The following is a 25,966-nucleotide window of genomic DNA, read 5'->3' on the forward strand; positions in this document are numbered from 1 at the left end:
TGAGTTTCAGGAAAGAAAAGAGCGAGGCTATTAAACGAGATCCCCGTCACCGTTGCAAGCTTGTTAACGGGACATTGCATTTTCTCCCCTGATTAGCGAAATCCGCACAGTGCTGCATGTGCTTTTTAAAAACAAAGCCAATAGTATGTTGTAACTAAACAGATCGTATTCAAACCCGGCCGAAGCCGGGTGAACGCATTAGCAAAGCGGTTTAACCGCAGCGCGCATGCCCTTCAGCAGAATGGCATCCAGGTCCAGCGTGACCTGGTCGACAAGCCCACTCACCTGCGTCAAGTCCTGCTCCCAGTGTTCGCGTGCGCTGAGCACGGACTGTACCAGCTCACGGGTGCTCAACTGCCGATCGCGGTGCTGCGCCCAGAGCTGCTGATAGCTTTCCAGCCAGCACGCATCATCCTGCACCGGATAGCTCTCCCCGTCACGCTCCGCGCGGTAGAACGCGATCAACGCGGCTAAGGCAAACGTCAGACGTGCCGGTAATTGCCCCGTTGCCTTCTGCCCTGCCAGCAGCTGCGGCAGGATGCGGGTACGGTATTTGGTCATACCGTTAAGCGCAATGGAAAGCAGCTGGTGTCTGATGTAAGGGTTACGAAAACGCCCAGTCACCGCACTGGCGAAAGATTCCAGCTCGTTACGCGGCAAATCGAGGACCGGAATGATCTCCTGATAAATTGCTTTTTCGACGAACGCGCAGATCTCCGCATCATTCATCGCCTCGCCTACCGTATCCAGCCCGGCCTGGAAGGCGACCGGCACCAGCGCCGTATGCGCCCCGTTCAGAATGGCAACCTTGCGTTCTTTGTAGGGCCTGATGTCGTCGACAATCCGTACATTTAGCGGGTACTTATCCAGACGAAGTTCGCGGGCAAGGGATGCAGGTCCCTGAATAACAAACAGATAGAAGTGTTCGGCCGTGTCCAGGAACCCATCGTGATAACCCAGCTCAGCTTCAAGCGCAGCCGCTTCGTCACGTGGATACCCCGTCACGATACGGTCAACCAGCGTCGAGCAGAAGCTGTTGGCGTCATTGAGCCACTGAATAAAGGCGGCGGGCAGCGCCCACTCCTGCGCATAGCGCAAGACGAGTTCACGCAGTGCGTCACCGTTGTAGTCAATCAACTCGCAGGGAATGATGATCCAGCCCTTGTCAGCCGCACCGTTGAAGTGGCTAAAGCGCTCAAACAGCAGACGCGTCAGCTTCGCCGGGTAGCTCACCGCTGGGGCATCGTCGAACCGGTCACCCTCGTGGTAGCTGATACCCGCTTCGGTGGTATTCGAGAAAACAAAGCGCATATCCGGATTGTGTGCCAGCTTCAGGAACGCATCATACTGGCCGTAGACGTCGATTTCCCGGTTAACGGAGCGGATAAGCCGGCTCGCGCTCACCGCCTCTCCCTTCTCATTCAGACCGCGAATGAGCGTGGTATAGAGACCGTCCTGTGTATTCAGTGACGGCGGGAAGTCGCTCTGAATCGGACGGACGATAACCACGCCGGCGTTAAGATCGGTATGTTCGTTTAACAGGTCAATTTGCCAGTCGACAAACGCGCGCAGGAAGTTGCCTTCACCAAACTGAATGATGCGTTCGGGATACAGAGCACCGGGAAAATCGCGACGGTTGAGCGTGTTCACAAGAGGTTCCTTTTATGATTAGTCATACAGCCTGATAAGATTGGTACGATAACTTATCAAAACTTAACGACCAGAAACCCTGTTTTGATCAATACGTCGCGTAGTTGTGCAGAAAAATTATAAGAACTTATAAAACACGGACGTGGATGTCATGGCACCGTCCGGCATCAGGGCATAGCGCGGGATCTCACCAACCTTTTGCCAGCCGGCACGCTGGTAGAAAGTCTCGGCCCCGCTGCCGGTGGAGGTATCGAGCACCAGCACCGAAATCTCTCTGGCTCTGGCCTCAGCTTCCAGCGCTTCCATCAATGCCATCGCGGCCCCTTTCCGGCGCGCTTTCTCGTGGACCAGCAGCTTCGCCACATCGGCGCGATGCGGCTGGTTTTCCGGCTGATCTGTGATCAGCTGCACCGTTCCGATGATTCCGTCCTGCGCATCGACGCAGGCAAGCACCAGTCGCTCGCCACGCGCGACGCTTTCGGCAATACCGCGCCAGAAAATACGGGCCTTATCCAGGCCATAAGGAAGCATAAAGCTGACGGATGCCCCGCCGTTTACGCAGTTTTCGAGGATCCCGGCCAGCGCATCAAGATGGGTGAGGATCTCTTCCCGGGTGAGATTTTTGATTTGCAGTGAGGTATTCATTGTTTTTCCTTACGTTGAATACACTCACTTTGTATTTAACAACTTATTAACGCAAGCGGATCGGACATAGGCTTTTGTTATGTCACCGGGCGCGCTGGCGCTGCTGTTTCATGGCGTACATCTTTTCATCGGCATCTTTTAACCACTGCTGCAGGTCGTTGCCGTTATGATCGAATTCGCTAAGCCCCCATGAGAACTGAAGCGACCAGGGATGCAGCTTGCGGGCGTTATAGTGTTCCACCTGCTCAGCGAGATACTGCATGGCTATCCAGGCGCCCTGCTCGTCGGTATCCGCAAACAGCACGGCGAACTCGTCCCCGCCAAAACGCACCAGCAGATCCGCTTCACGGAAAGAAGCACGCATCAGTTGCGCCATGACTTTCAGCGCCTTATCACCCTCTTCATGCCCGTAGCGATCGTTAATCTCCTTAAAGCGATCCAAATCCAGCCAGCCGAGCGTGAGCGGCTCAGCCCGGCGCCGGGCAACAGAAAGCGTGAACCGCACCAGCTGATTAAAGCCCCGACGGTTGAATAAACCCGTTAATTCATCCGTTGTCGCCGCGCTGATAGCGGCAAACTCATCTTCAGCCAGCGCGCCAAGATCCCCCAGCACCGCGAGATCGGCCGCTGAAAACTCCCTGGGCGCGTAGTCAATCAGGCAGAGCGAGCCCACGCTCGCGCCGTCACGCAGGCGCAGCGGGAAGCCCGCGTAAAAACGCACGCGAGGTTCACCGGCCACCAGCGGATTATCCGCAAAACGATCGTCCTGCAGCATATCCCCCACCACCAGCGGTGCTTCGGTGAGGATCGTATGGCCACAAAACGAAATGTTACGCGGTACGGAATTGGGTGCCTGCCCGTCGGCCGACTTCACAATAAGTGAATGCTCATCAATCAGATTGACCATCGCCAGCGGCACCTGGAAGAAGCGCTTTGCAAGACGTGTTAACCGGTCAAACGCCGGGGAGCTGTCTATCTCAAGCAAACCGGATTCGCGCAGCGAGTTCAGTCTGTCTGTTTCATTTTCAGGGGTTGCAGGTGCTTTCATAATGTCTCCTGACGTAAAGCGTTACTAAAAGCGTAGCTTAAACAGAGACATTGTCAGTGTTCGAACATCCTGTTAAGCCGCTTGCTATTCACGTCAATGCCTTATGACGATTAACGCAGCTATATTTCACTCCCGGAGGTCGCGGCAACTTGCTCGTCCGACATCCGGGCACTGGTACGATTTCGACCCGCTTTTTTTGAACGATAAAGATGATCGTCCGCTTCGGCCATCAACGTGTTGAAGACCTCGGTCAACTGCCATGACTCAGACTTTCCGCTTCCGAGGCCAATACTGACCGTCAGATAGAGCGTCTGGTGGCGCCACGTAAAAGGATGGCTGGCGACGGTGGTTCTGATACGTTCCGCCAGTTCATAACCGTTTTGCGAATTACCAGAGTTTACCACCACCGCGAACTCTTCCCCGCCCATTCGCGCAACCATGCCGTCTTCGCCGACAACCTGTTGAACCTGTCTGGCAAATGACGCCAGCACGCGGTCACCACACTCGTGGCCATAGTTATCATTAATGCTTTTAAAGTAATCGATATCCAGCAGCATGACGGTCAGAAAACGCGAGTGCCGGTGCGTCTCTTCGTGTTTTAACGCCTCATAAAGCCCGGAACGCGAGTAAACATGCGTTAAGAAGTCATAATCCGCCCGCAGGGAAACCTGACGGATCAGGGAATTAATGGCAGCCATGCTGACGGAGACCATCACCGGACAGATCGCCATCGTGGCAATACCCAGCCGGGCAGAAAACATCATTGGGGTGGTAAACGGCGTCGCCACGGCAATATTAATCACCGAGTTGGCAACCAGAATAATTTCAATGGCACCCGTCACAAACGTCAGCAAGCAGGTCACAGGCAATGGGTAGCGTACCGCACACCAGATAAGCGCAGGCAGAGGAAAAGAGAGGCTCCCCGCTCCGCCGATCACCACCGACGCGACCACCGAGACAATTAGCGCAATAACCGGTAACAGTTGCTCCAGACGCAACCTGAATTCGCGCACGGGCATGCCCAGCGTGAGCATACACGGCACAACAAGCACCCCGGTTGAGAACTGCTCGCTAAACCAGTCGGCGAACAACGGCCAGAACGTATGACTGTCAATCCCGACCGAACCTACCGCGCCGAGCAACGCGCACAGCAGCGCGGCAATCAGACAGTAGTTGAACAGGCGTAATGCGTTAAGCGGATCGGGGGTTTTCTTCATCAGCCGCTTGTCACGCTGAACCAGCACGGCCACAACGACGATAAAGACCATGTTAGACAGGTTGATCACCACGGAGGCCATCCCCCAGCTGGTCGTGACCGCGTCGTACATCAGCATCGCGACATAGGATACCGCATAGTAATGCAGGCGATTCAGGAAAACATATCGGGCAAAGATCCCTGCCATCACGCCATTGAGTGGCCAGAACAGCGACAAGGCCTCCACGAGACGTAATTCCGCGCCCACAAAATAGAACAAGGTGGTGAGGATAAAGATCGTCGATGCATTTCGCAGCGGCGTGTCAGGCTGGAACGGTCTGAAAGCGGTAAGAGCAGAACGCATTAAATATCATTCCATATGAAAGCTTATGGCAATTATTGCGGTCGTCAGCACGATCGGAGCTCACTTAAGATGCATCTATAACACAAATACAGCGGGATCATAACTCGTCAAATTTAGGCGTTCATCTGCAGTACCAACCAGTGGTGAATAACGCTGACGATATACTGCTGCTGCTGTGCGGTGAGCTGAACACCGTGTGGAATATTATGCCATTTTGCCAGGCAGCCCCGACAACAGGTGGCGGTAGCATGCTGGGCGATAAACACCGGGTGACCGCGCATGGGCGTCTGTTTCCCGTCGTTTGCAGGTTGTGCAGGGGCAAGACGCTTTTCGACAAAATCCGCGGCATGCCGGTCAATGGTATCCGGGCCTTTGTCCCAGCAGTACTGCCGTTCCTTATCGCCTAAGCGAAAGCGCGAGCGAAACGTCGATCGCGCCAGACGGGAAAAAAGAGGATCCAGGTCAGACATCAGTAGACTGAACGTCCCATACGCTGGGTCAGTTTCTCCAGAACCGCCACACCGGCAAGCGAATTTCCGGTTTCATCCAGCTCCGGGCTCCAGACCGCAATCGCCATTTCATGCGGCACAATAGCCACGACTCCGCCACCGACGCCCGATTTAGCCGGGAGACCAACGCGCCAGGCAAACTCGCCGGCGTTTTGATACATCCCGCTGGTCGCCATCAGCGCGTTAACCTGGCGTGCCTGCAGAGGTGAAACCACCTCCTGATCGAGATGCGGCGCGTGCCCCTGATGCGCCAGGAACAGGAACGTCTGAGCCAGCTCAACGCAGCTCATCTTCAGGGCGCAGTAATGGAAGTAGTTTTGCAGGACGGTCGCCACGTCGTTATGGAAATTGCCGAAGGATTTCATCAGCCACGCGATGGCCGCGTTACGGGCGGAATGTTCGAATTCCGAGCGGGCCACCACTGGATCGTAGGCAATGTCGTCGACGCCCGAAAGCTGCCGCACGATCTCCAGCATACGCTGACGCGGCGCGCTGAGGCGGCTTTGCAGCATATCGCAGACCACCAGCGCCCCGGCGTTGATAAAGGGATTTCGCGGTTTACCCTGTTCTATCTCGAGCTGAAGCAGCGAGTTAAAAGGCTGGCCGGACGGATCTTTGCCCACCCGCTGCCAGATCTCGTCTTCTTCATACTGGCGCATCGCCGCAACCAGACTGAGCACTTTCGAAATGGACTGAATGGAAAAACGTTCTGTTGCATCCCCTGCCTGGTATCGCTGTCCGTCGATGGTACAGATAGCAATGCCCAGCTTATTCCCGCTGACCGAGGCAAGGGCCGGAATATAGTCGGCAACCTTCCCCTTTCCAATTAACGGACGAACCTGCGCCAGAATCTCGTCCAACATCTCATTATGGATGACCGCAGCCACACTTTGCTCCTTGCCCTCAGGCTAAAACGGGCTGCGAGTATAACAGAGGCTTATGTATTGCGTCAGGCGCTAAGACGAAAACGCGAAACGGCCTGCAATAAAAGATCGGATTGCTTTTGCAGACGTTCAGAAGCATCCGAGGCGTCAGAGACCAGCAAATCCGTCTGACGGGAGACCTGGTTCAGCGCCTGAAGCTGACGCGTCATCTGGTGAATACTGTCTCCCTGACTGAGCGTGGCGGTGGAGATCTCATTAAGCAAACTGCTTAAATTGCCCACCAGACCGGTGACCTGCTGCAGATTCTCTTCCATCAGGGTGACGGCACGAGAACCGTCTTCAATCCCCTGCACCGAGCGGTTGATCAGCTCCTGAATGGTCTGCGTCGAGTGGCTGCTCTTTCTGGCCAGCAGCCCAACCTCCCGGGCAACGACGGCAAACCCTCGCCCCTGATTTCCGGCATGGGCCGCCTCAATAGCGGCATTCAGCGCCAGGATGTTCGTCTGAAACGCCACGCTGTCGATCATCGCCACGATCCCGCGCATCTCTGACGATCGCTCGACGATCGCCTGCATCGACGCGTTTACGGTCGACATCATCTGGTCTCCCCCCACGGCTGCCTGGCGCGCTTCATCGGCCCGGGCGCTGGCGAGTCTGGCATACCCGGTATTGCCTTCAACGTGGCTTTCCAGCGCCGCGATATGCGCCGTCACATCCTCAAGCTCTTTCGCCTGACGTGCCGACTGCTGATACAGCTTCTGGTTACCCTGTGCCAGGGCATCAATGTTCTCCACCATGGTCGCCGTGGCATGGCTGACCTGCGTCACCAGCTGCTGCAGGCCAAGCTGCATCGTGGCAATACTGTCGCTAAGCTGCCCAATCTCGCGATTGAAGCGCATAACGTTCGGCGGCGTGCCGGAGAGATCCCCTGCTGCCAGCCGGTTGATATGCGCGATGAGCCGACGCAGCGGTGTAATCACCCATCGGGACATACCGAACCAGACGACAGCGGCGATGGCGACTAACAGCACCGGCGCAAACAGGAATAACGTTTGCAGGTCGGAGAGTTGCGCCATGAGGCTCTGACGCCCCTGTATCGCCTGCTTCTCGCTTGCCTGCTGATAGCGCGCATAGTTGTCGTTAAAATCCGTCTGAAACGCCTGCGCCGGAACGGCAAAAAAAGCGTCGATGGTGTTGGTTTTGACCAGACCTTCCGCCTGCTCTTTGATCGCACCGTAGAAAAGTTGATAGCTATTCACCAGCGCGTCGTCTTTCGGTGGATTCAGCGCCAGCCAGGCCTTCCATGCCTGCTGCGAAACCGTCAGCGCCTTTTGCGCGTCATCCATCAGGCTATGCCAGCTTCCGTCGGAGCCGGTCTCTTTATCCTGCATAAACCAGACACCGGAGCGGTTAAGGAGATCGCTTGCGGCCAGCAGAGAGACGCGAGCCAAATCCAGCTTGCTCTGCTGCTGCCAGGCCAACAGGTTGTGCTGCTCGTTGCGCTGGGCTTCGTTCAGGGAGGCATTAAGCAGGAGTGACGAGGAGAGCTGCAGCGCGGAGAAAAGGCCAATGATGCAAAAGATGCCCGTCAGCAGGCCAAAGTGACGGGGGGTGAGACGCTGCGCAATACGGCGGAAAATTTGCGTTAGGTTCATAATTAGCTTCATTTACAAGGCGTTAGACGCGAGCGAGTCTACGAAATGAAAATGACAGAACCATTGCAGAATAGTGACAACGGCCCTCGTGATGAGGGCCGAAATTAAGGATTACACGCGATCCTTCCACACCGTCTGCGCATTACAGAACTCGTGCAAGCCAAAGTGGGAAAGCTCGCGGCCAAAGCCGCTTTTCTTCACGCCGCCAAAGGCTACGCGCGCATCGCTGGCGCTAAAGCCGTTGATAAACACCCCACCGCACTCCAGCTCGCGGGAGAAGGTCTCTGCCAGCGCATCACTGGCGGTAAAGACCGTGGCTGACAGACCAAAATCGCTGTCGTTGGCCAGCATCAGGGCGTGCTCCGCGTCTTTCGCGACCGTAATGGCCGCGACCGGCCCAAACAGCTCCTGACGGAACGCCGTCATCGACGGGGTGACATTCGCCAGCACGGTTGGCGCATAATAATTTCCCTCGCCGCTGATTTTCTCACCGCCCAGCAGCAGCGTTGCCCCTTCTGCCAGCGTCGCCTGCACCTGCTGATGCAGTTCATCGCGCAGATCAAAACGCGCCATCGGGCCCAGGTAGTTTTCTTCCTGGTCCGGGGCACCCAGCTTCAGGGCCGCAACCGCATCGACAAAGCGTTGGGTAAAGGAGTCCGCAATACCTTCTTCCACAATGAAGCGTTTGGCCGCCGCGCACACCTGTCCGGTATTCTGGTAGCGGCCTGCTACCGCCGCCTTCACGGCAAGATCCAGGTCGGCATCGTTGAGAACGATGAACGGGTCTGAGCCGCCCAGTTCAAGAACGCATTTCTTTAGCGCAGCCCCCGCCTGAGCACCAATGGCTGCCCCGGCACGCACGCTGCCGGTGACGGTCACCGCCGCAATACGACGATCGTTAATCGTCTGGCTGACGCCGTCGTTGGTGGCATTCACCCAGCCGAACACGCCTTCAGGAAAACCCGCATCCGCAAAAATCTGCGCGATAAGATCCGCCGAGCCGAGCACGTTGGGCGCGTGTTTGAGCAGATAGCTGTTCCCTGCCAGCAGAATCGGTACCGCGCCGCGCAGCACCTGCCAGAGCGGGAAGTTCCACGGCATTACCGCGAGGATCGGCCCCAGCGGACGGTATTCAATAACCGCGTTCTGGTTTTCCACCTGCGTGGGTTCCGCACGCAGCATCGCCGGGCCGTGCTCGGCGTACCAGTCGCACAGGCCAGCGGATTTCGCCACTTCGGCCCGCGCCTGCTGAATGGGTTTGCCCATTTCACGGGAGATCGTCTGCGCCATCTCTTCAGCGCGAAGACGCAGCGCGGCACCAAGATCGCGCAGCTTTTGCGCCCGGTGGGAGACGCTTTCGCGACGCCACTGGCGATAGCCCGCGTCGGACTGAGAAATCGCGCGTTCAACCTGTTCCGGCGTCGCCCACGGATACGCGGCGAGGGTTTCACCCGTGGCCGGGTTGACAGAGAAGGCATGTGTTGCAGAGGAATAAGTCATGGTGTTCTCCACGTTTTTCGGTTGATTAATTGTGGCCCACTCTGCTATTTCTTAAAAATGAATAATACTAACCACCTTATTCACGAAACGAGAACATTATGGATTTAACCCAGCTTGAGATGTTTAACGCCGTCGCGCTGACGGGCAGTATCACCCAGGCGGCGCAAAAGGTGCATCGCGTGCCGTCTAACCTGACGACCCGCATCCGCCAGCTGGAAGCCGATCTGGGCGTTGAGCTGTTTATTCGTGAGAACCAGCGTTTGCGTTTATCCCCGGCCGGGCATAACTTCCTGCGCTACAGCAAGCAGATCCTCGCGCTGGTGGATGAAGCGCGCATGGTTGTCGCGGGGGATGAGCCGCAGGGGTTATTTGCCCTCGGCGCGCTGGAAAGTACCGCCGCCGTGCGCATTCCGGAAACGCTGGCACAGTTTAACCAGCGCTATCCGCGCATTCAGTTTGCCCTTTCGACCGGGCCATCCGGGACGATGATTGATGGCGTACTGGAGGGAACCCTGAGCGCCGCCTTCGTCGACGGGCCGCTGTCGCACCCGGAGCTGGAAGGAATGCCGGTCTACCGGGAAGAGATGATGCTGGTCACGCCTGCCGGGCAGACGGAAATCTCGCGCGCCGCGCAGGTCAGCGGCAGCGACGTGTATGCCTTTCGCGCCAACTGCTCGTATCGCCGACACCTGGAGAGCTGGTTTCACGCTGACCGCGCCGCGCCCGGCCGCATTCATGAGATGGAGTCCTATCACGGCATGCTCGCCTGCGTGATTGCGGGCGCGGGCATCGCGCTGATGCCGCGCTCGATGCTGGAAAGTATGCCTGGGCATCATCAGGTGGAAGCCTGGCCACTGGCAGAAAACTGGCGCTGGCTCACCACCTGGCTGGTGTGGCGACGCGGGGCAATGACCCGCCAGCTGGAGGCCTTTATAGCGCTGCTAAACGAACGTCTTCAACCAGCGCCTTCTCCATAAACAGGCTGAGCGGATCGTCAACGTACGGGGCAAACGCCGGACGCAAATCGTATCCGCACTGTTCATAAAGACGCACCGCGGCATGTTGCTTGATGCCCGTCTCCAGCCGTACCGTATGGCAATGACGGCTCAGAGCCTCATCTTCCAGGGCGGCCAGCAGCGTCTCCCCCAGATGCTGACCACGATGGGCCGGGTCAATATAGACCCGCTTCATCTCGCCCGTACCGTCGCCGTTGAGCACGATGGCGCCACAGCCAACGGCCTGAAGCTGCTGGTCGCGAATGATCATCAGGATCAGCGAGGCTTCCGGCAGCGCAGCCAGATCGAGCAGATGATTACTTTCAGCGGGATAGAGTTCGCTCTGATAGCGGTCAAGCGCCGCGATCAGGCTAAGAATGTCCGGGTGACGTGCAGATTCAGAGGTAATGGAATACATGGCAGGCTCCTTGCTTTTTTATGAGGCTAAATTTCAACATAGCGCAGGCCTGCCAGGGTGCTTCATAGTATTAACTTATCGCTCCGCCCTGTTAGCGCAAAAAGACACGCCCTTTCAGATACAGGGTGGCCTGACCGCCGATCAGTACGCGGTCGCCCTTCAATTCGCAGCGCAGATCCCCGCCACGGTGCGCCCCCTGGTGGGCATAAAGTGACGTCTTACCCAGCTTTTCGCTCCAGTAAGGGATCAGCATGCTGTGGGCAGATCCGGTGACCGGATCTTCGGGCACCCCTTCGCCCGGGCAGAAAAAGCGGCTGACGAAGTCATATTTATCGCCCGGCGCCGTCACGCAGACCATTTTATCCAGCGGAAGCATCGCCCCAATATCCGGCGTTAACGCTTCTACCTGCTGCTGGCTCTCCAGCACCACCAGGTAATCACGTCCAACGCGCACCTCTTTTGCCTCTGTGATGCCCAGGCCGCTAAACAACAGCGCAGGTGGGTTCTCGACCACCTCTGTTGACCACGCGGGGAAGTTCAGCGTCAGCCAGTCGCCGCTGCGTTTAACCGTCAGCTCGCCCACGAAGCGCGTGGTGAAGGTGATTTCAGTGTGCGGATAGTCAAGGTATTCGAAAATAACGTGCGATGCGGCAAGCGTGGCATGGCCGCACAGGTTAATTTCATCCAGCGTGGTAAACCAGCGCAGCTCAAACCCACCGTCGGTACGGACGAAAAAGGCGGTCTCAGACTGGTTATGCTGCTGCGCCATTTTGAGCAGCGTCTCGTCCGGCAGCCACTCTTCCAGAGGACAGACCGCTGCCGCGTTGCCGCCAAAGGTTTTGTCGCTGAAGGCATCCACCAGATAAAAATCAATTTCCTGCATTGTCTCTTCCTCTCTTGTTATGGGTATTTAGCGCAGAAAAACTGTGCCTTTCAGATAAAGTGTGGCCTGCCCGCTCATCAGCACCCGCGAGCCTTTCAGCTCACAGCGCACGTCGCCGCCGCGCGCGGAAACCTGACGGGCAAGCATGGCTGTTTTCCCCAATTTTTCGCTCCACCAGGGAATTAGCATGGTGTGCGCGGAGCCGGTGACCGGATCTTCCGGTACGGAAACGCCGGGGGAGAAAAAGCGGCTGACAAAATCGTATTCCCCCTCACCGCGCGCCGTCACGCTCACCTTATGCTCGCCTGGCGTCATCGCCGAAAAGTGTGGCGCGAGGGCCTCGACCTGCTGGCGATTTTCCAGCACGATCAGCCAGGCGCGCCCTTTACGGGCTTCAACGTAGCGGCTGATACCCAGCGCCGAAAGCATTTCCGGCGGGGGCGTCTCTTCATGGGTTGGACATGCCGGGAAGTCCAGCGTCATCCAGTCCCCCTCCCGGGTGACCGTCAGGCGGCCAGAGGCGGTATCAAAGTGGATCCGCGCGTCCGGGTAATCCAGCTCGGTAAACAGTACGTGCGCCGCCGCCAGCGTAGCGTGACCGCAGAGATTGACTTCGCTAAGCGTGGTAAACCAGCGTAGCTCAATGCCCCCTTTGCTGCAGACGAAAAACGCCGTTTCCGACTGATTATGCTGCTGCGCCATCTTCAGCAAGATCTCATCGGGTAACCATGCTTTCAGCGGGCACACGGCGGCCGGATTACCGCCAAACGTGGTATCGCTGAACGCATCGATCAGATAAAAATCAATCTCCTGCATTGTCTTACCGCCTGTTTTTATTGTGTTGTTCTTTTATATTCAATGAAAACAGCGTCCCCGGCTACCGCTTTCATAAGGTAAATATTGAGATCTGCGTCACATAATGGTTGAGTTTTCGCCGTTCGACGTTTTAAGATCGTCTCCTCTTCTTTTCAGCAACGAATCTCAGACATCCCTATGACAACGAACACAGTTTCCCGCAGGGTCGCGTGGCTACGCGTGGTCACGCTGGCAGTTGCCGCGTTTATTTTTAATACCACAGAATTTGTGCCGGTTGGGCTGTTGTCGGACATCGCTGACAGTTTCCAGATGGAAACAGCGCAGGTGGGCATTATGTTGACCATCTACGCCTGGGTGGTGGCACTGATGTCTTTGCCGTTTATGCTGCTGACCAGCCAGATGGAGCGGCGCAGGCTGCTGATCGGTCTGTTTGTCTTGTTCATTGCGAGCCATGTGCTGTCGTTTATGGCGTGGAATTTTACGGTGCTGGTCATGAGCCGAATCGGCATCGCCTTTGCCCATGCGGTGTTCTGGTCGATTACCGCGTCGCTGGCGATTCGCCTGGCGCCGGCAGGTAAACGCGCCCAGGCGCTGAGCCTGATTGCTACCGGTACCGCACTGGCGATGGTGCTGGGGCTGCCGATTGGCCGCATCGTGGGGCAATACTTCGGCTGGCGCACGACCTTCTTCGCCATCGGTATGGGTGCGCTGGCGACGCTGGTATGCCTGATTAAACTGCTGCCCGCGCTGCCGAGCGAACATTCCGGCTCACTGAAAAGCTTGCCGCTGCTGATGCGTCGCCCTGCGCTGCTGAGCATCTACCTGCTGACTGTAATCGTCGTGACGGCCCACTACACGGCGTACAGCTATATTGAACCGTTTGTGCAGGTGGTGGCGGGCTTTAGCGCCAACTTTGCCACCGTCTTACTGCTGATCCTCGGCGGCGCGGGCATTATCGGCAGCGTGCTGTTTGGCAAGCTGGGTAACCGGCACGCCTCCTTGCTGGTGAGCAGCGCCATCGGCCTGCTGCTGGGCTGTCTGCTGTTGCTGATGCCCGCCGCGGGCAGTGAAAGCCATCTGGCGATCCTCAGCCTGTTCTGGGGCGTGGCGATCATGATTATTGGCCTGGGTATGCAGGTGAAGGTGCTAGCCCTGGCGCCGGATGCGACGGACGTCGCCATGTCGCTGTTCTCGGGGATTTTCAATCTGGGCATTGGCGCGGGGGCGCTGGTGGGAAATCAGGTCATCCTGCACGTGTCGATGTCGGCGATTGGCTATCTGGGGGCTATTCCGGCCCTGGTGGCGCTGATCTGGTCGGTACTCATCTTCCGTAAGTGGCCGGTGGCGCTGGAGGAACAGGGGCAGCACGGGTGAGGGTTGTTGGTGCCGGGTGGCGGCTTCGCCTTACCCGGCCTACGTTATTACGATTTGTAGGCCGGGTAAGCGCAGCGCCACCCGGCAATGAACTTAATGATAGGTCTTAATAATCTCCAGCACGCCGTTAATAATAAACTGCACGCCCATACAGACCAGTAAGAAGCCCATCAGACGGGAAATTGCCTCGATACCGCCCTTACCTACCCAGCGCATAATGGCGCCGGAACTGCGCAGCGACACCCACACGATAAGACCGATAATCGCAAAAATCAGCGGTGGCGCAACCGTCAGTACCCAGTCCGGGAAAGTTGCGCTGTCACGCACCGTTGACGCGGAGCTGATGATCATCGCGATGGTCCCCGGCCCCGCCGTGCTCGGCATGGCAATCGGCACAAAGGCGATATTCGCACTCGGTTCGGTTTCCAGCTCTTCCGATTTGCTGGTCGCTTCCGGCGACTCATGCGCTTTTTGCGCCGGGAACAACATGCGGAAACCAATAAAGGCCACAATCAGCCCCCCGGCGATACGCAGACCAGGGATGGAAATCCCGAAGGTATTCATCACCACCTGTCCGGCGTAATAAGCCACCATCATGATGGCAAACACATACACCGAGGCCATCATCGACTGATGGTTGCGCTCGGCGCTGTTCATGTTCCCTGCCAGCCCGAGGAAAAGCGCCACCGTCGTTAACGGGTTAGCCAACGGCAGCAAGACCACCAGCCCGAGGCTGACTGCTTTAATTAAATCCAACATAGTGCGTTGTCGTCCTTATCCATATTTAACACAGCAATTATAGGGGGAAAGTGTGGCATTCAGCCATGGGGGCAACGTAACGATTATTTTCCTTCAGAAAAGATAACTGTCAGTTATCTCTATGATTTGAAAGACCTCAAAAAAAGTTCATGAAACGTTTTAGCAATTCGTGGCATCGGCTGATTCATTCAGTTGACTTATACTTGCCTGAGCAATAATATCTGCCGTGACTAACTACTTGCCAGGGCAACCATTGTGAAAAGCACCAGTGATATCTTTAACGACGTTGTTCCGCTGGGTCGTCTTATTCATATGGTCAATCAGAAAAAAGATCGCCTGCTCAATGACTACCTGTCACCGCTGGATATCACCGCAACACAGTTCAAAGTGCTGTGTTCCATTCGCTGCGAAGTGTGTATCACGCCGGTTGAGCTGAAAAAGGTGCTCTCTGTCGATCTGGGTGCGTTAACCCGCATGCTCGATCGTCTCGTCTGCAAAGGATGGATAGAACGAAGCCCTAACCCGAATGACAAACGCGGCGTACTGGTGAAGCTAACCAGCGATGGCGCGGCCATGTGCGAGCAATGTCATCAATTAGTAGGACAAACACTGCATCAGGAACTAACAAAAAACTTAACGGCAGATGAAGTGGCAACCCTTGAGCTTCTGCTGAAGAAAATCCTGCCGTAAACAGAAAAAAAGAGGTATGACGATGTCCAGACGCAATACTGACGCTATCACCATTCATAGCATTTTGGACTGGATCGAGGATAACCTGGAATCGCCGCTCTCCCTTGAAAAAGTGTCAGAGCGTTCGGGTTACTCCAAATGGCACCTGCAACGGATGTTCAAAAAAGAGACCGGTCATTCATTAGGTCAATATATTCGCAGCCGCAAGCTGACGGAAATTGCCCAGAAACTGAAAGAAAGCAATGAGCCGATCCTTTATCTGGCGGAGCGTTACGGATTTGAATCGCAGCAAACCCTGACGCGTACGTTCAAGAACTATTTTGACGTGCCGCCTCATAAGTACCGAATCACCAGCGTGCCGGGCGAATCCCGATACCTGTATCCGTTAAAACACTGTAGTTAATCATCGCCTGTAACAGACGTAACCGAGGAAATCATGAAAGTTATCGCCTCCGCCGCCCTCGCCTTGCTGGTGCTGTTCTCCAGCCAGACCTTCGCGGAGCAAACCCCTCGTGCAACGCAGCAAAATAATCCTGATACGATGATTTTGCCGTCAGCACATGACCAGTCGCCTTATGATTTCAACCACATGGGTGCTGGTAGCGACAAATCCGACGAATTAGGCGTGCCTTATTATAATCAGCACGGCTTCTGATTCGTTTTTGCCCCGCAGATGCGGGGCTTTTTTTATGCCTTTTCGCTTACCCGCGTCGTCCGACGAACCCGCAGACCAAACACATTAATGTACAGCCCGGCCATGATCAGCACGGCGCCCAACAGCTGCAGCGCGCTTAGCGTTTCATCCAGCAATATCGCCGCACTGGCAAGCCCTACCACCGGCACCAGCAGAGATAACGGCGCGACGCGCCAGGTCTCATACCGCCCCAGCAGCGATCCCCAGATCCCGTAGCCCACAATGGTGGCGACAAAGGCCAGATAGACGAGAGACAGGATCGTGGTCATATCGATGTCGACCAGGCTGTTCAGCATCACCGCCGGACCGTCCAGAATACTCGACGCCAGCAGAAACGGAATAACCGGGATCAGTGCGCTCCACACCACCAGCGACATCACCGCCGGGCGCGCCTCGTGCTGCATAATCAGCTTGTTGAAGATATTCCCACAGGCCCAGCTCAGCCCTGCCGCCAGCGTCAACATAAACCCGAGCAGCGCCACATGCTGACCATTCAGGCTGGCCTCGATCAGCACCAGCACGCCGAACACCGCCAGGGTGATCCCCGCCAGCTGTTTACCCTGCAGGCGCTCGCCAAACACAAACGCGCCGAGAATAATGGTAAAGAACGCCTGCGCCTGTAACACCAGCGAGGCAAGACCCGCCGGCATACCGAACTTGATGGCGCAAAAGAGAAACGCGAACTGGCCAAAGCTAATGGTCAGACCGTAACCCAGCAGCAGTTTAAAGGGGATCTTTGGACGCGCCACAAAAAAGATGGCCGGGAAAGCGACCAGCAAAAAGCGTAAACCGGCCAGCATCAGCGGCGGCATGTTGTGCAGCCCCAGCTTAATGACCACAAAATTGAGCCCCCATACTACGACCACCAGCAATGCCAGCAGCCCGTCTTTCCGCGTCATATCCCGCCCCTGAATTATTAATAATTTGTTAACACTTCAAGGTAACAGAAAAAAGTACGTCACGAGAAGATCATTATTTCTGGCAGGCAGCTGAAGCACTTAGGGATAAATCAGGTGCTATACAAGCCCCTTATGTCATGGTAATCCTGTTAACACACATCTAATAAAAGCATAAGCAACTGTCGGGCAGGAATATGAAACCATCTCTCAGGCGCTCAACCGCAGCGCTGCTGGCATCGTCATTGTTGTTAACCATCGGTAGAGGGGCAACGCTGCCGTTCATGACCATCTATCTCACGCGCGTCTATAGCATGAGCGTCGAGAATATTGGTTATGCCCTGACCGTGGCGCTGACCATTGGCGTGGTATTCAGTCTGGGATTTGGCATTCTGGCCGATAAGTTTGATAAAAAACGCTACATGCTGATCGCGATTGTGGCGTTTATCGCCGGATTTGTGGCGATCCCGCTGGTCAATAACGTTACGCTGGTGGTGCTGTTCTTTGCGCTGATTAACTGCGCCTACTCCGTCTTTTCGACGGTGCTGAAAGCCTGGTTCTCCGACGTACTGACGTCCAGCCAGAAGGCGCGGGTCTTCTCGCTGAACTACAGCTTCCTGAACATGGGCTGGACGGTCGGCCCGCCGATTGGCACCCTGCTGGTGATGTACAGCCTGCAGCTGCCGTTCTGGCTGGCAGCCTTCTGTGCCGCCCTGCCGCTGGGCTTTATCCATTTCTTTGTGCAAAAAAGCGTGGCGTTAGATACCGCAGAGGAGAAGACGCCCTGGCAGCCGTCGGTCTTGCTGAAAGACCGCGCGCTGTTCTGGTACACGCTCTCTGGCCTGCTGGCGTCCTACGTGGGCGGGTCGTTCGCGAGCTGTATTTCGCAATACGTTCTGGCCGCGCATGCGGACAGTGATTTCGCCGAAAAGGTGGTCGCCGTGGTGCTCCCGGTCAACGCTGCCGTGGTGGTGACGCTGCAATATGCGCTGGGCCGCAAAATCTCAGCCAGCAATATCCGCCCGCTGATGACCCTTGCCACCCTGTTTTTTATCGTGGGACTGGGCGGCTTTATGCTCTCCGGGGAAAACCTGGTTTACTGGGGCATCGCTGCCGCCATTTTCACGCTGGGCGAGATTATCTATGCGCCGGGTGAATACATGCTGATCGACAACATTGCGCCACCGGGAATGAAGGCGAGCTATTTCTCCGCGCAGGCGCTGGGCTGGCTCGGCGCGGCGGCAAACCCGATGATCACCGGTATCATCCTGACCAACCTGCCGCACTGGTCCTTGTTTGTGATCATGATGGTCGCCATCGCCATGGCCTGGCTGATGATTTTGCGCGGGATGAGCGTGAAAAGTGAAGATAGCGTGTCGGGTGGCGCTGCGCTTACCCGACCTACAAAACCCTAATCGTAGGCCGGGTAAGGCGAAGCCGCCCCCCGGCAAAAGCAAAAACCTAGTGGTGCAACATCTCCTCCACCACCTGCTCTTTATACATCTCGTTCGGGTAATAGGTCGGCCAGTTGTCCATCTCTTTCAGCAGCGCCTCCTGAGAGGTGTTGCCCATGAAGATATGGAAGTGAGACGAGGCCTTCGGTCCGATGGTATGGTCGCTGAACTGCACGAACTTCGGCGCCTTGCTAGCGACGTCCTTACACTCAAACAGATAGCGAACGCCTTTCTTACCTGACGCGTAGGTCAGAATTTTGTAGCCGCTGTAATCATACTGACACCGGCTGACCGCTTTGCCCTGATGGAATTCCATCACGTTATTTTCGATGCCGATGGTATTCACGTCCGTCGCATATCCCGTGCGGTAGTAGGCTTTCACCTCATCAAAGGATTTGCTTTTGTCTTTCTGGGCTTTCTGTTTAAAGACCGGATCCAGCGAACCATCGAGCAGGAACGGATAGACCGACTGCCAGGTCCCGTCCCAGTCAGACAGCGTTCTGTCCTTCACGTCTTTATCCTCAAACACGCCGTTCGCCGCTTTCTGTTCCGCTTCGGTCATCTGATGGCCGTGCGAGTGAGCAAACAGCTGGCCGCTGACCAGCAGCGCCCCCAGAGTCATGGCAAATTTTCCAATATGTGCAGCCAAAGTAACGCCCTCATTCCGTTTTATAAGAATGAGGATGTTATATTATAACATTTCAAATCGCAACCAGGCCGCGCACGCCCTCCTGCTCCATGTTTTCGCCCCGCCCGCGCTGAATAATGGTGCCGCGGGACATCAGCAGATAGCTGTCGGCCAGCTCGGCGGCAAAGTCGTAAAACTGCTCCACCAGCAGGATCGCCATGTCACCTCTGTTTGCCAGGGTGCGGATCACATGGCCGATCTCTTTAATAACGGAAGGCTGTATGCCTTCGGTCGGTTCATCCAGGATCAGCAACTGCGGACGGCTCGCCAGCGCGCGCCCAATCGCCAGCTGCTGCTGTTGCCCGCCGGAGAGATCGCCCCCGCGACGATGCTTCATCTCTTTGAGCACCGGGAACAGCTGCCAGATCTCCTCCGGCACCTGCTTCGCCTCGCGGGCAGAAAATCGCGACAGCCCCAGCTGGAGGTTCTCCTCCACGGTCAGGCGCGGGAAAATCTCCCGTCCCTGCGGGACATACGCCACACCAGACTGTACCCGCTGGTGCGGTTTACTGTGGGTGATCGTTTTTCCCTGCCAGATGACCTCCCCGGTTTTCGCCGGGATCAGCCCCATCAGACACTTCAGCAGTGTGGTTTTCCCCACGCCGTTGCGACCCAGCAGACAGGTGACTTCGCCGGTGACGGCCTCAAAGCTCACCCCACGCAGGATATGGCTGCCCCCGTAATACTGATTCAGTTCGTTGACCTGTAACATTCCCTCTCCTTAACGTCCCAGATAGACCTCAATCACCTGCTCGTTGGCCTGAACTTCGCGAAGCGACCCTTCCGCCAGCACCCGCCCCTGATGCAGCACGGTCACATGATCGGCGATGGTTTCAACAAAGCCCATATCGTGCTCCACCACCATCAGGGAGTGTTTGCCCGCCAGCGTTTTGAACAACTCTGCGGTGTATTCCGTTTCCGCATCGGTCATCCCGGCGGCGGGTTCATCCAGCAGCAGCAGATGCGGGTCCTGCACCAGCAGCATGCCGATCTCCAGAAACTGTTTTTGTCCGTGGGAAAGCAGCCCGGCGCGGCGGTCGCGCTCGCCGGTCAGCCGGAGTAAAACCAGCATCTCGTCAATGCGGTCGCGCTGCTCGCCGTTGAGTTTTGCCCGCAGGCTCGCCCAGACGGACTTATCGGTTTTCATCGCGATCTCCAGGTTTTCCCACACCGTCAGCGCCTCAAAGACCGTGGGTTTCTGGAATTTACGCCCGATGCCCTGGCGCGCAATGGCCGCTGGCTCCAGCGCGGTCAGGTCGATGGACTGGTCGTAAATCGCCCTGCCGCTCTTTGGCCGCGTTTTGCCGGTGATGACGTCCATCAGCGTGGTTTTACCGGCCCCGTTGGGACCGATCACGCAGCGCAGCTCGCCCACGCCGATATTCAGCGAGAGATCGGTCAGGGCCTGAAAGCCATCAAAATTGACGTTAATCGCCTCAAGTTGCAGGACCGGGTCGGTCTGCTCGCGGTAACGATCGCCGGGTAGCTGGCGGGTGAATAACCCTTCGGCTGGCTGCATTATTTTTCTCCCTTACGAAACAGTCCGTAGACGCCGCGCGGTAAAAACAGCGTAACGGCGATAAAAATCAGCCCCAGAAACAGCTGCCAGTATTCCGGCATCGCGACGGTGAAGAAACTTTTCGCCCCGTTCACCAGCGCCGCGCCAATCACCGGCCCCACCAGCGTGCCGCGCCCACCCAGCGCCACCCAGATGGCGGCCTCTATCGAGTTTGTCGGCGACATTTCGCCCGGGTTGATAATGCCCACCTGCGGCACATAGAGCGCCCCCGCCAGACCGCACAGTACGGCAGAGAGCGTCCACACCAGCAGCTTGAACCCGCGCGGATCGTAGCCGCAAAACGTCAGCCGGTTTTCGGCGTCGCGAACGGCGGTCAGAATGCGGCCAAACTTGCTCTTCGCCAGCGCAAACCCTGTGCCCAGGGCCAGGAGCAGCAACAGCACGGTGGCCAGAAACAGCGCGATACGGGTCGTCGTTTCCGTTACTGAAAACCCGAGCAGCGTGGTGAAGCCGGTAAAGCCGTTATTGCCGCCAAAGCCGGTTTCGTTGCGAAAGAACAGCAGCATCCCGGCATAGGTCAGCGCCTGGGTCATAATCGAGAAATAGACCCCTTTGATCTTCGAGCGGAAGGCAAACCAGCCAAATACCAGCGCCAGCAGCCCCGGCACCAGCACAATCAGCACCAGCGCCCAGGCAAAATGCTGGGTGCCCCACCAGAACCAAGGCAGCTCGCTCCAGGAGAGAAACGACATAAACGCAGGCAGACCGTCACCTGCAGCCTGGCGCATCAGGTACATGCCCATCGCGTAGCCGCCCAGCGCGAAGAAGATCCCGTGCCCAAGCGACAGCATACCGGCATAGCCCCACACCAGATCCAGCGCCACCGCAACGATGGCATAGCAGAGGATCTTGCCAATCAGCGTCAGCATCCAGGTCGACAGCGCCAGCGGATGCGTCGCAGGCAGTAAGGCGAAAAACGGTAATATCAGCAAACACACCACCAGCAGGCTGCCTGCTATCTGCGTGGTGCGTGGCGCTTTGCGCGCCAGTGTTAAGGTCAGCGGCTGGCTCATCAGTCAATCACCCTCCCTTTCAGCGCAAACAGTCCCTGGGGGCGTTTCTGAATAAACAGCACGATCGCCACCAGAATCACGATTTTGCCCAGCACAGCCCCCATCTGCGGTTCAAGGATTTTATTAAAGATCCCCAGACCAAATGCCGCGGCCACGCTGCCTGCCAGCTGGCCTACGCCTCCAAGCACCACCACAAGGAAGGAGTCGATGATATAGCCCTGTCCCAGCTCCGGCCCGACGTTACCGAGCTGCGATAACGCCACGCCGCCTAACCCCGCAATCCCGGAGCCAAGCCCGAACGCCAGCATATCGACGCGCCCTGTCGGTACCCCGCAGCAGGCGGCCATGCTGCGGTTTTGCGTCACCGCCCGCACGTTGAGCCCCAGACGGGTTTTATTCAGAATGAGCCAGGTGAAGAACAGCACCAGCAGCACGAAGCCCAGCACCACAATGCGGTTCCACGGCAGCGTCAGGTTGGCAAAAACCTGCACCCCGCCGGAGAGCCATGCCGGGTTCGCCACCTCGAGATTCTGGGCGCCAAAGGTCATGCGCACCAGCTGGATAAGCATCAGGCTGATGCCCCACGTCGCCAGCAGCGTTTCCAGCGGACGACCGTACAGATGACGGATCACCGTGCGCTCCAGCACCATTCCAATGCCCGCCGTCAGGCAGAACGCGACCGGCAAGGCGATAACGGGATAGAGCGCCAGCCACTGGGGCGCAAGCCCGGCCATCGCCTGCTGTACCATCCAGGTGGCATATGCCCCCAGCATCAGCATCTCGCCGTGGGCCATGTTAATCACGCCCAGCAGGCCGTAGGTGATAGCCAGCCCCAGCGCGGCCAGCAGCAGTACCGATCCGAGGGACAGCCCCATAAACGCCTGGCCCAGTAGATCGCCCCACATCAGTCGGTGCTGGATCTGGCTAAGACTCTCTTCTGCGGCCGCGCGAACGCCGCTATCCGGCTCCGTCTGTGGCTGGGTAAACGGGGTGAGTCTGGACTGTACGTCCGGATCGTCGGACTGGCCTAACAACGCCACGGCCTTGCGGCGCACCTCGGCCTGTGGGCTTGCCAGCTGGAGATTCGCGACCGCCAGCAGCAGTGCCTGACGCGCCACGGCATCCGTTTCATCGCTCACTCGCTTTTCCAGAAAAGTGAGCATGTCGGGCCGGGCATCGCGCTGCAGCTGACGCGCCGCCGCTCGCCTTTCGGTGACACTGTCACTCACCAGCTGATGCGTGGCGATGGCGGTCGCGGCCAGCACACGCAGCCGGTTCGTCAGACGAACGGCTTTGGTTGGGCCCTCTGCCGTCTGACTTTCCCCCAGCGGGATGACGTTACCATTGCGTTGTGCAAAGGCGTGCTTTTGCGTATCGACGTAGAGATTTTCTTTCTGCAGCGCCTCAAGGAGCGGCAGTCTTGACGCATCCGGCGCGGCGGCCCACTGGGTCAACAAATCCGCCTGCTGGCTGCGGCTGGCGGCAACAAAACGATCGGCATCCGATGCCTGCACCATCCCTGGCAGCAGTCCGGAAAGCCATACAAGAGCGATGAACAGGCGCATGGCGTTCATGACGTTTCTCCCTGCGGTGATGGCTTAGTTGCTAGCGGTTTTCATCGGCTGGTCGGGCTTTTTGTCATTCCCGGCGATGAACGGACTCCACGGCTGGGCGCGTACCGGCTGTTCGGTCTGCCACACCACGTTAAACTGACCGTTGCCTTCGATTTCACCGATCATGACCGGCTTATGCAGATGATGGTTGGTGGCATCCATGGTGAGCGTAAAGCCTGACGGCGCCTTAAAGGACTGACCGGCCATCGCCGAACGCACTTTGTCCACATCGGTAGTGCCTGCTTTTTCCACCGCCTGCGCCCACATATGAATCCCCACGTAAGTCGCTTCCATCGGGTCGTTGGTCACCACAGTGTCGGCGTTCGGCAGCTTGTGCGCCTTCGCATAGGCTTTGTAATCCGCCACGAACGCCTGGTTAGTCGGATTATCGACGGACTCAAAGTAGTTCCACGCCGCCAGGTTACCCACCAGCGGTTTGGTGTCGATCCCGCGTAGTTCTTCTTCACCGACAGAGAAGGCCACCACAGGCACGTCGGTCGCTTTCAGCCCCTGGTTAGCCAGCTCTTTGTAGAACGGTACGTTGGAGTCGCCATTGATGGTCGACACCACGGCGGTTTTGCCGCCCGCAGAGAATTTTTTGATGTTGGCGACGATGGTCTGGTAGTCGCTATGACCAAACGGGGTATACACCTCTTCAATATCCTTATCCTCCACCCCTTTCGAATGCAGGAACGCGCGCAGGATCTTGTTGGTGGTGCGCGGATAGACGTAATCGGTTCCCAGCAGGAAGAAGCGTTTCGCCGCGCCGCCGTCTTCGCTCATCAGGTATTCCACCGCCGGGATCGCCTGCTGGTTCGGCGCCGCGCCGGTATAGAAGACGTTTGGCGACATTTCCTCGCCCTCATACTGCACCGGATAGAACAGCAGGCCGTTCAGCTCCTCGAAAACCGGCAGTACGGATTTGCGCGAAACCGAGGTCCAGCAGCCGAATACCACTGCCACTTTATCCTGGCTCAGCAGCTGACGGGCCTTCTCGGCAAACAGCGGCCAGTTTGAGGCCGGGTCCACCACCACCGGCTCCAGTTTCTTGCCCAGCACGCCGCCTTTGGCGTTGATCTCGTCGATGGTCATCAGGGCGACATCTTTCAGCGGGGTCTCGGAGATAGCCATCGTGCCGGAAAGAGAATGCATGATCCCCACTTTGATGGTATCGGCCGCCTGCGCGCCAAAACTCATCCCCATCGCCACGACGGACGCTGACAACGCGAAGGCTTTTAATAAAGTACGACGGTGCATATTTTCACTCCTGAAAAAGAACGCTGTGCGAAAACGTCCGTTACGGCGTGGACGCGGAAATAAATGTGTCAGCGAAGCAGGAGCAAAAAGAATGCCAGAATGGAGATAGCGCTATTTCTGGGAGGGGAACGCCGGATGTAAAGAGAACGTCTCACAATGGCACAGCGCTGCACTTTTATAATGCAGCGCTGAGGAGGAAGGTTTTACCAGACTTCGCTGGCGATCTGCGTGACCAGACGGACTTTGTCCCACTGCTGGGATTCGCTCAGGCTGTTGCCCTCTTCGGTAGAGGCAAAGCCGCACTGCGGGCTAAGGCAAATTTGCTCTTTCGCCACGTATTTCGCCGCCTCTTCCAGACGGGCTTTAATCCCCTCCGGGTTCTCCAGCTCGCCGTTTTTCGTGGTAATAAGACCCAGCACCACCTGCTGCTTGCCCGGGCGAACAAAGCGCAATGGTGCGAAATCCCCGCTGCGGTCGTTATCATATTCGAGGAAGAAGGCGTCAACGTTGACGGTTCCGAACAGCACTTCCGCTACCGGCTCGTAGCCACCTTCGGAAATCCAGGTGGATCGGAAATTGCCGCGACAGACGTGCAGCCCGATGGTCAGATCGTCCGGCTTGCCCTCCAGCGCCTTGTTCAGCACGCGGGCATAGATGCGCGCCAGCTCATCGGCGTCATCGCCTCGCTCGCGGATCTGACGGCGTTGATCGTCCGAGCAGAGATAGGCCCAGACGGTGTCATCCAGCTGCAGATAACGGCAGCCCGCATCGTAGAAGGCCCGAATGGCGTCGCGCCAGGTGGTCGCCAGGTCATCAAAATAGACGTTCAGGTCCGGGTAGACGGTCGCGTCAATGTCTTTGCGACCGCCGCGGAAATGGAGCACGCTCGGGCTGGGAATGGTCATTTTCGGCTGGGCGTTCCCGCTGATGCTTTTCAGATAGCGAAAGTCTTCCAGCATCGGATGCTCGCCAAAGCCCAGCTTGCCGGTGACGCGCACGCCGTGGGCTTTGGTTTGCACGCCGTTAAACTGGATGCCCTGCTGCGAATCGTAACGCTCAACGCCCTGCAGTCCGTCGAAGAAGTCGAAGTGCCACCAGGCACGACGAAACTCACCGTCGGTCACCACATGCAGGCCGCACGCACACTGCTGCTCGACGACGTGGCGAATGGCCTCGTCCTCCACCGCGCGAAGCTGCCCGGCATCAATCTCACCGCTGGCAAATTTCAGGCGAGCCTGCTTGATGGCATCCGGGCGTAAAAAACTGCCGACTACATCGGCGCGGAACGGGGCGTGGTGTCGTTGCATGGAAATCTCCTCAGTCTGCCGGCAATAATTGCCCGCAGTGATAATTCATCATTTGAAGCTTTAGACTTCTGGATGTCTAA

26 protein-coding genes are annotated in these 25,966 nt (G+C 57.2%); 6 read left to right on the forward strand and 20 right to left on the reverse strand.

Annotated elements, in window-relative coordinates; translation table 11 throughout:
• Positions 1-198 precede the first annotated feature (198 nt).
• The 8 genes from ACMGGE_RS05510 to sad all read right to left on the reverse strand — a co-directional run bounded on the left by ACMGGE_RS05510 (position 199) and on the right by sad (position 9,450).
• A complete protein-coding gene (locus tag ACMGGE_RS05510) occupies positions 199-1,650 on the reverse strand; it encodes a tagaturonate reductase (RefSeq protein WP_196352262.1) in 1,452 nt (483 codons plus the stop codon).
• 117 nt (positions 1,651-1,767) lie between these two features.
• A complete protein-coding gene (locus tag ACMGGE_RS05515) occupies positions 1,768-2,295 on the reverse strand; it encodes a GNAT family N-acetyltransferase (protein ID WP_196346330.1) in 528 nt (175 codons plus the stop codon).
• An 82-nt stretch (positions 2,296-2,377) separates the two neighbouring features.
• Positions 2,378-3,343 carry a sensor domain-containing diguanylate cyclase gene (locus ACMGGE_RS05520; protein ID WP_045910540.1) on the reverse strand — a complete coding sequence of 322 codons (966 nt, stop codon included), beginning with the start codon at positions 3,341-3,343 and terminating at the stop codon, positions 2,378-2,380.
• A 119-nt stretch (positions 3,344-3,462) separates the two neighbouring features.
• Positions 3,463-4,902 (reverse strand): GGDEF domain-containing protein, encoded by a 1,440-nt coding sequence (locus tag ACMGGE_RS05525; protein WP_045910539.1) that lies wholly within the window; start codon positions 4,900-4,902, stop codon positions 3,463-3,465.
• 113 nt (positions 4,903-5,015) lie between these two features.
• Positions 5,016-5,372, reverse strand: a complete 357-nt coding sequence (locus ACMGGE_RS05530; protein ID WP_045910538.1) for a DUF4186 domain-containing protein — start codon at positions 5,370-5,372, stop codon at positions 5,016-5,018.
• Entirely contained in the window at positions 5,372-6,298 is a 927-nt protein-coding gene (glsB, locus tag ACMGGE_RS05535) for a glutaminase B (protein ID WP_045910537.1), read from the reverse strand. Before glsB ends, ACMGGE_RS05530 begins: the two co-directional genes overlap by 1 nt.
• A gap of 62 nt (positions 6,299-6,360) precedes the next feature.
• The gene (locus ACMGGE_RS05540) at positions 6,361-7,950 is read right to left on the reverse strand and encodes a methyl-accepting chemotaxis protein (protein WP_420293488.1); all 1,590 of its coding nucleotides are present in this window, start codon (positions 7,948-7,950) and stop codon (positions 6,361-6,363) included.
• Positions 7,951-8,061: 111 nt separating this feature from the next.
• Positions 8,062-9,450, reverse strand: coding sequence for a succinate-semialdehyde dehydrogenase (sad, locus tag ACMGGE_RS05545; protein ID WP_420293489.1), 1,389 nt, complete (start codon positions 9,448-9,450; stop codon positions 8,062-8,064).
• Between the two features lie 98 nt (positions 9,451-9,548).
• Here sad and ptrR point away from each other — a divergent pair, with 98 nt between their 5' ends.
• The gene (gene ptrR / locus ACMGGE_RS05550; RefSeq protein ID WP_047741852.1) at positions 9,549-10,427 is read left to right on the forward strand and encodes a putrescine utilization regulator PtrR; all 879 of its coding nucleotides are present in this window, start codon (positions 9,549-9,551) and stop codon (positions 10,425-10,427) included.
• On the opposite strand, the gene ACMGGE_RS05555 is transcribed toward ptrR, so the two are convergent.
• From ACMGGE_RS05555 to ACMGGE_RS05565, 3 genes are all read right to left on the reverse strand, one after another.
• Complete coding sequence (locus ACMGGE_RS05555; RefSeq protein WP_024908460.1) at positions 10,381-10,863, reverse strand: GNAT family N-acetyltransferase; 483 nt, start codon at positions 10,861-10,863, stop codon at positions 10,381-10,383. The genes ptrR and ACMGGE_RS05555 overlap by 47 nt on opposite strands.
• 91 nt (positions 10,864-10,954) lie before the next feature.
• Positions 10,955-11,746 (reverse strand): PhzF family phenazine biosynthesis protein, encoded by a 792-nt coding sequence (locus ACMGGE_RS05560; RefSeq protein ID WP_126533881.1) that lies wholly within the window; start codon positions 11,744-11,746, stop codon positions 10,955-10,957.
• A gap of 27 nt (positions 11,747-11,773) precedes the next feature.
• Positions 11,774-12,562, reverse strand: a complete 789-nt coding sequence (locus ACMGGE_RS05565; RefSeq protein ID WP_420293490.1) for a PhzF family phenazine biosynthesis protein — start codon at positions 12,560-12,562, stop codon at positions 11,774-11,776.
• 177 nt (positions 12,563-12,739) lie between these two features.
• Here ACMGGE_RS05565 and ACMGGE_RS05570 point away from each other — a divergent pair, with 177 nt between their 5' ends.
• Positions 12,740-13,936 carry a sugar transporter gene (locus ACMGGE_RS05570; protein ID WP_048223197.1) on the forward strand — a complete coding sequence of 399 codons (1,197 nt, stop codon included), beginning with the start codon at positions 12,740-12,742 and terminating at the stop codon, positions 13,934-13,936.
• 93 nt (positions 13,937-14,029) lie between these two features.
• Here ACMGGE_RS05570 and ACMGGE_RS05575 read toward each other — a convergent pair whose 3' ends face one another.
• Positions 14,030-14,695: a MarC family NAAT transporter gene (locus tag ACMGGE_RS05575; protein WP_069719240.1), complete on the reverse strand. Its 666-nt coding sequence runs from the start codon at positions 14,693-14,695 to the stop codon at positions 14,030-14,032.
• Positions 14,696-14,950: 255 nt separating this feature from the next.
• Here ACMGGE_RS05575 and marR point away from each other — a divergent pair, with 255 nt between their 5' ends.
• Genes marR through marB form a run of 3 tightly spaced genes read left to right on the forward strand, consistent with a single transcriptional unit; the run spans position 14,951 to position 16,040 of the window.
• Positions 14,951-15,385 (forward strand): multiple antibiotic resistance transcriptional regulator MarR, encoded by a 435-nt coding sequence (gene marR, locus ACMGGE_RS05580; protein ID WP_008502236.1) that lies wholly within the window; start codon positions 14,951-14,953, stop codon positions 15,383-15,385.
• 22 nt (positions 15,386-15,407) lie between these two features.
• Positions 15,408-15,788, forward strand: coding sequence for an MDR efflux pump AcrAB transcriptional activator MarA (gene marA / locus ACMGGE_RS05585; RefSeq protein ID WP_008502237.1), 381 nt, complete (start codon positions 15,408-15,410; stop codon positions 15,786-15,788).
• A 33-nt stretch (positions 15,789-15,821) separates the two neighbouring features.
• Positions 15,822-16,040 (forward strand): multiple antibiotic resistance protein MarB, encoded by a 219-nt coding sequence (gene marB, locus ACMGGE_RS05590; protein ID WP_008502238.1) that lies wholly within the window; start codon positions 15,822-15,824, stop codon positions 16,038-16,040.
• Between the two features lie 32 nt (positions 16,041-16,072).
• On the opposite strand, the gene eamA is transcribed toward marB, so the two are convergent.
• A complete protein-coding gene (gene eamA / locus ACMGGE_RS05595) occupies positions 16,073-16,978 on the reverse strand; it encodes an O-acetylserine/cysteine exporter (protein ID WP_063621607.1) in 906 nt (301 codons plus the stop codon).
• A 194-nt stretch (positions 16,979-17,172) separates the two neighbouring features.
• On the opposite strand from eamA, the gene ydeE reads away from it, so the two are divergent.
• Positions 17,173-18,390: an efflux MFS transporter YdeE gene (gene ydeE / locus ACMGGE_RS05600; protein WP_353142370.1), complete on the forward strand. Its 1,218-nt coding sequence runs from the start codon at positions 17,173-17,175 to the stop codon at positions 18,388-18,390.
• Positions 18,391-18,436: 46 nt separating this feature from the next.
• Here ydeE and zinT read toward each other — a convergent pair whose 3' ends face one another.
• The 7 genes from zinT to ACMGGE_RS05635 form a co-directional block, all read right to left on the reverse strand.
• Positions 18,437-19,078 (reverse strand): metal-binding protein ZinT, encoded by a 642-nt coding sequence (gene zinT, locus ACMGGE_RS05605; protein ID WP_420293491.1) that lies wholly within the window; start codon positions 19,076-19,078, stop codon positions 18,437-18,439.
• Between the two features lie 52 nt (positions 19,079-19,130).
• On the reverse strand, positions 19,131-19,829 hold the full coding sequence (gene urtE / locus ACMGGE_RS05610) for an urea ABC transporter ATP-binding subunit UrtE (protein ID WP_229225857.1): 699 nt from the start codon (positions 19,827-19,829) through the stop codon (positions 19,131-19,133).
• 9 nt (positions 19,830-19,838) lie between these two features.
• Positions 19,839-20,636, reverse strand: coding sequence for an urea ABC transporter ATP-binding protein UrtD (urtD, locus tag ACMGGE_RS05615; protein WP_063621603.1), 798 nt, complete (start codon positions 20,634-20,636; stop codon positions 19,839-19,841).
• Complete coding sequence (urtC, locus tag ACMGGE_RS05620) at positions 20,636-21,709, reverse strand: urea ABC transporter permease subunit UrtC (RefSeq protein ID WP_196364585.1); 1,074 nt, start codon at positions 21,707-21,709, stop codon at positions 20,636-20,638. The genes urtD and urtC overlap by 1 nt, the downstream gene beginning before the upstream one ends.
• The gene (gene urtB / locus ACMGGE_RS05625) at positions 21,709-23,283 is read right to left on the reverse strand and encodes an urea ABC transporter permease subunit UrtB (protein WP_069719245.1); all 1,575 of its coding nucleotides are present in this window, start codon (positions 23,281-23,283) and stop codon (positions 21,709-21,711) included. The genes urtC and urtB overlap by 1 nt, the downstream gene beginning before the upstream one ends.
• A gap of 24 nt (positions 23,284-23,307) precedes the next feature.
• On the reverse strand, positions 23,308-24,579 hold the full coding sequence (urtA, locus tag ACMGGE_RS05630) for an urea ABC transporter substrate-binding protein (RefSeq protein WP_420293492.1): 1,272 nt from the start codon (positions 24,577-24,579) through the stop codon (positions 23,308-23,310).
• 203 nt (positions 24,580-24,782) lie between these two features.
• A complete protein-coding gene (locus ACMGGE_RS05635; protein WP_045910526.1) occupies positions 24,783-25,886 on the reverse strand; it encodes a cobalamin-independent methionine synthase II family protein in 1,104 nt (367 codons plus the stop codon).
• Positions 25,887-25,966 lie beyond the last annotated feature (80 nt).

The sequence above is a fragment of the Enterobacter sp. BNK-22 genome (genome assembly GCF_048684805.1).
GTDB classification, from domain to species: Bacteria; Pseudomonadota; Gammaproteobacteria; order Enterobacterales; family Enterobacteriaceae; genus Enterobacter; species Enterobacter quasiroggenkampii.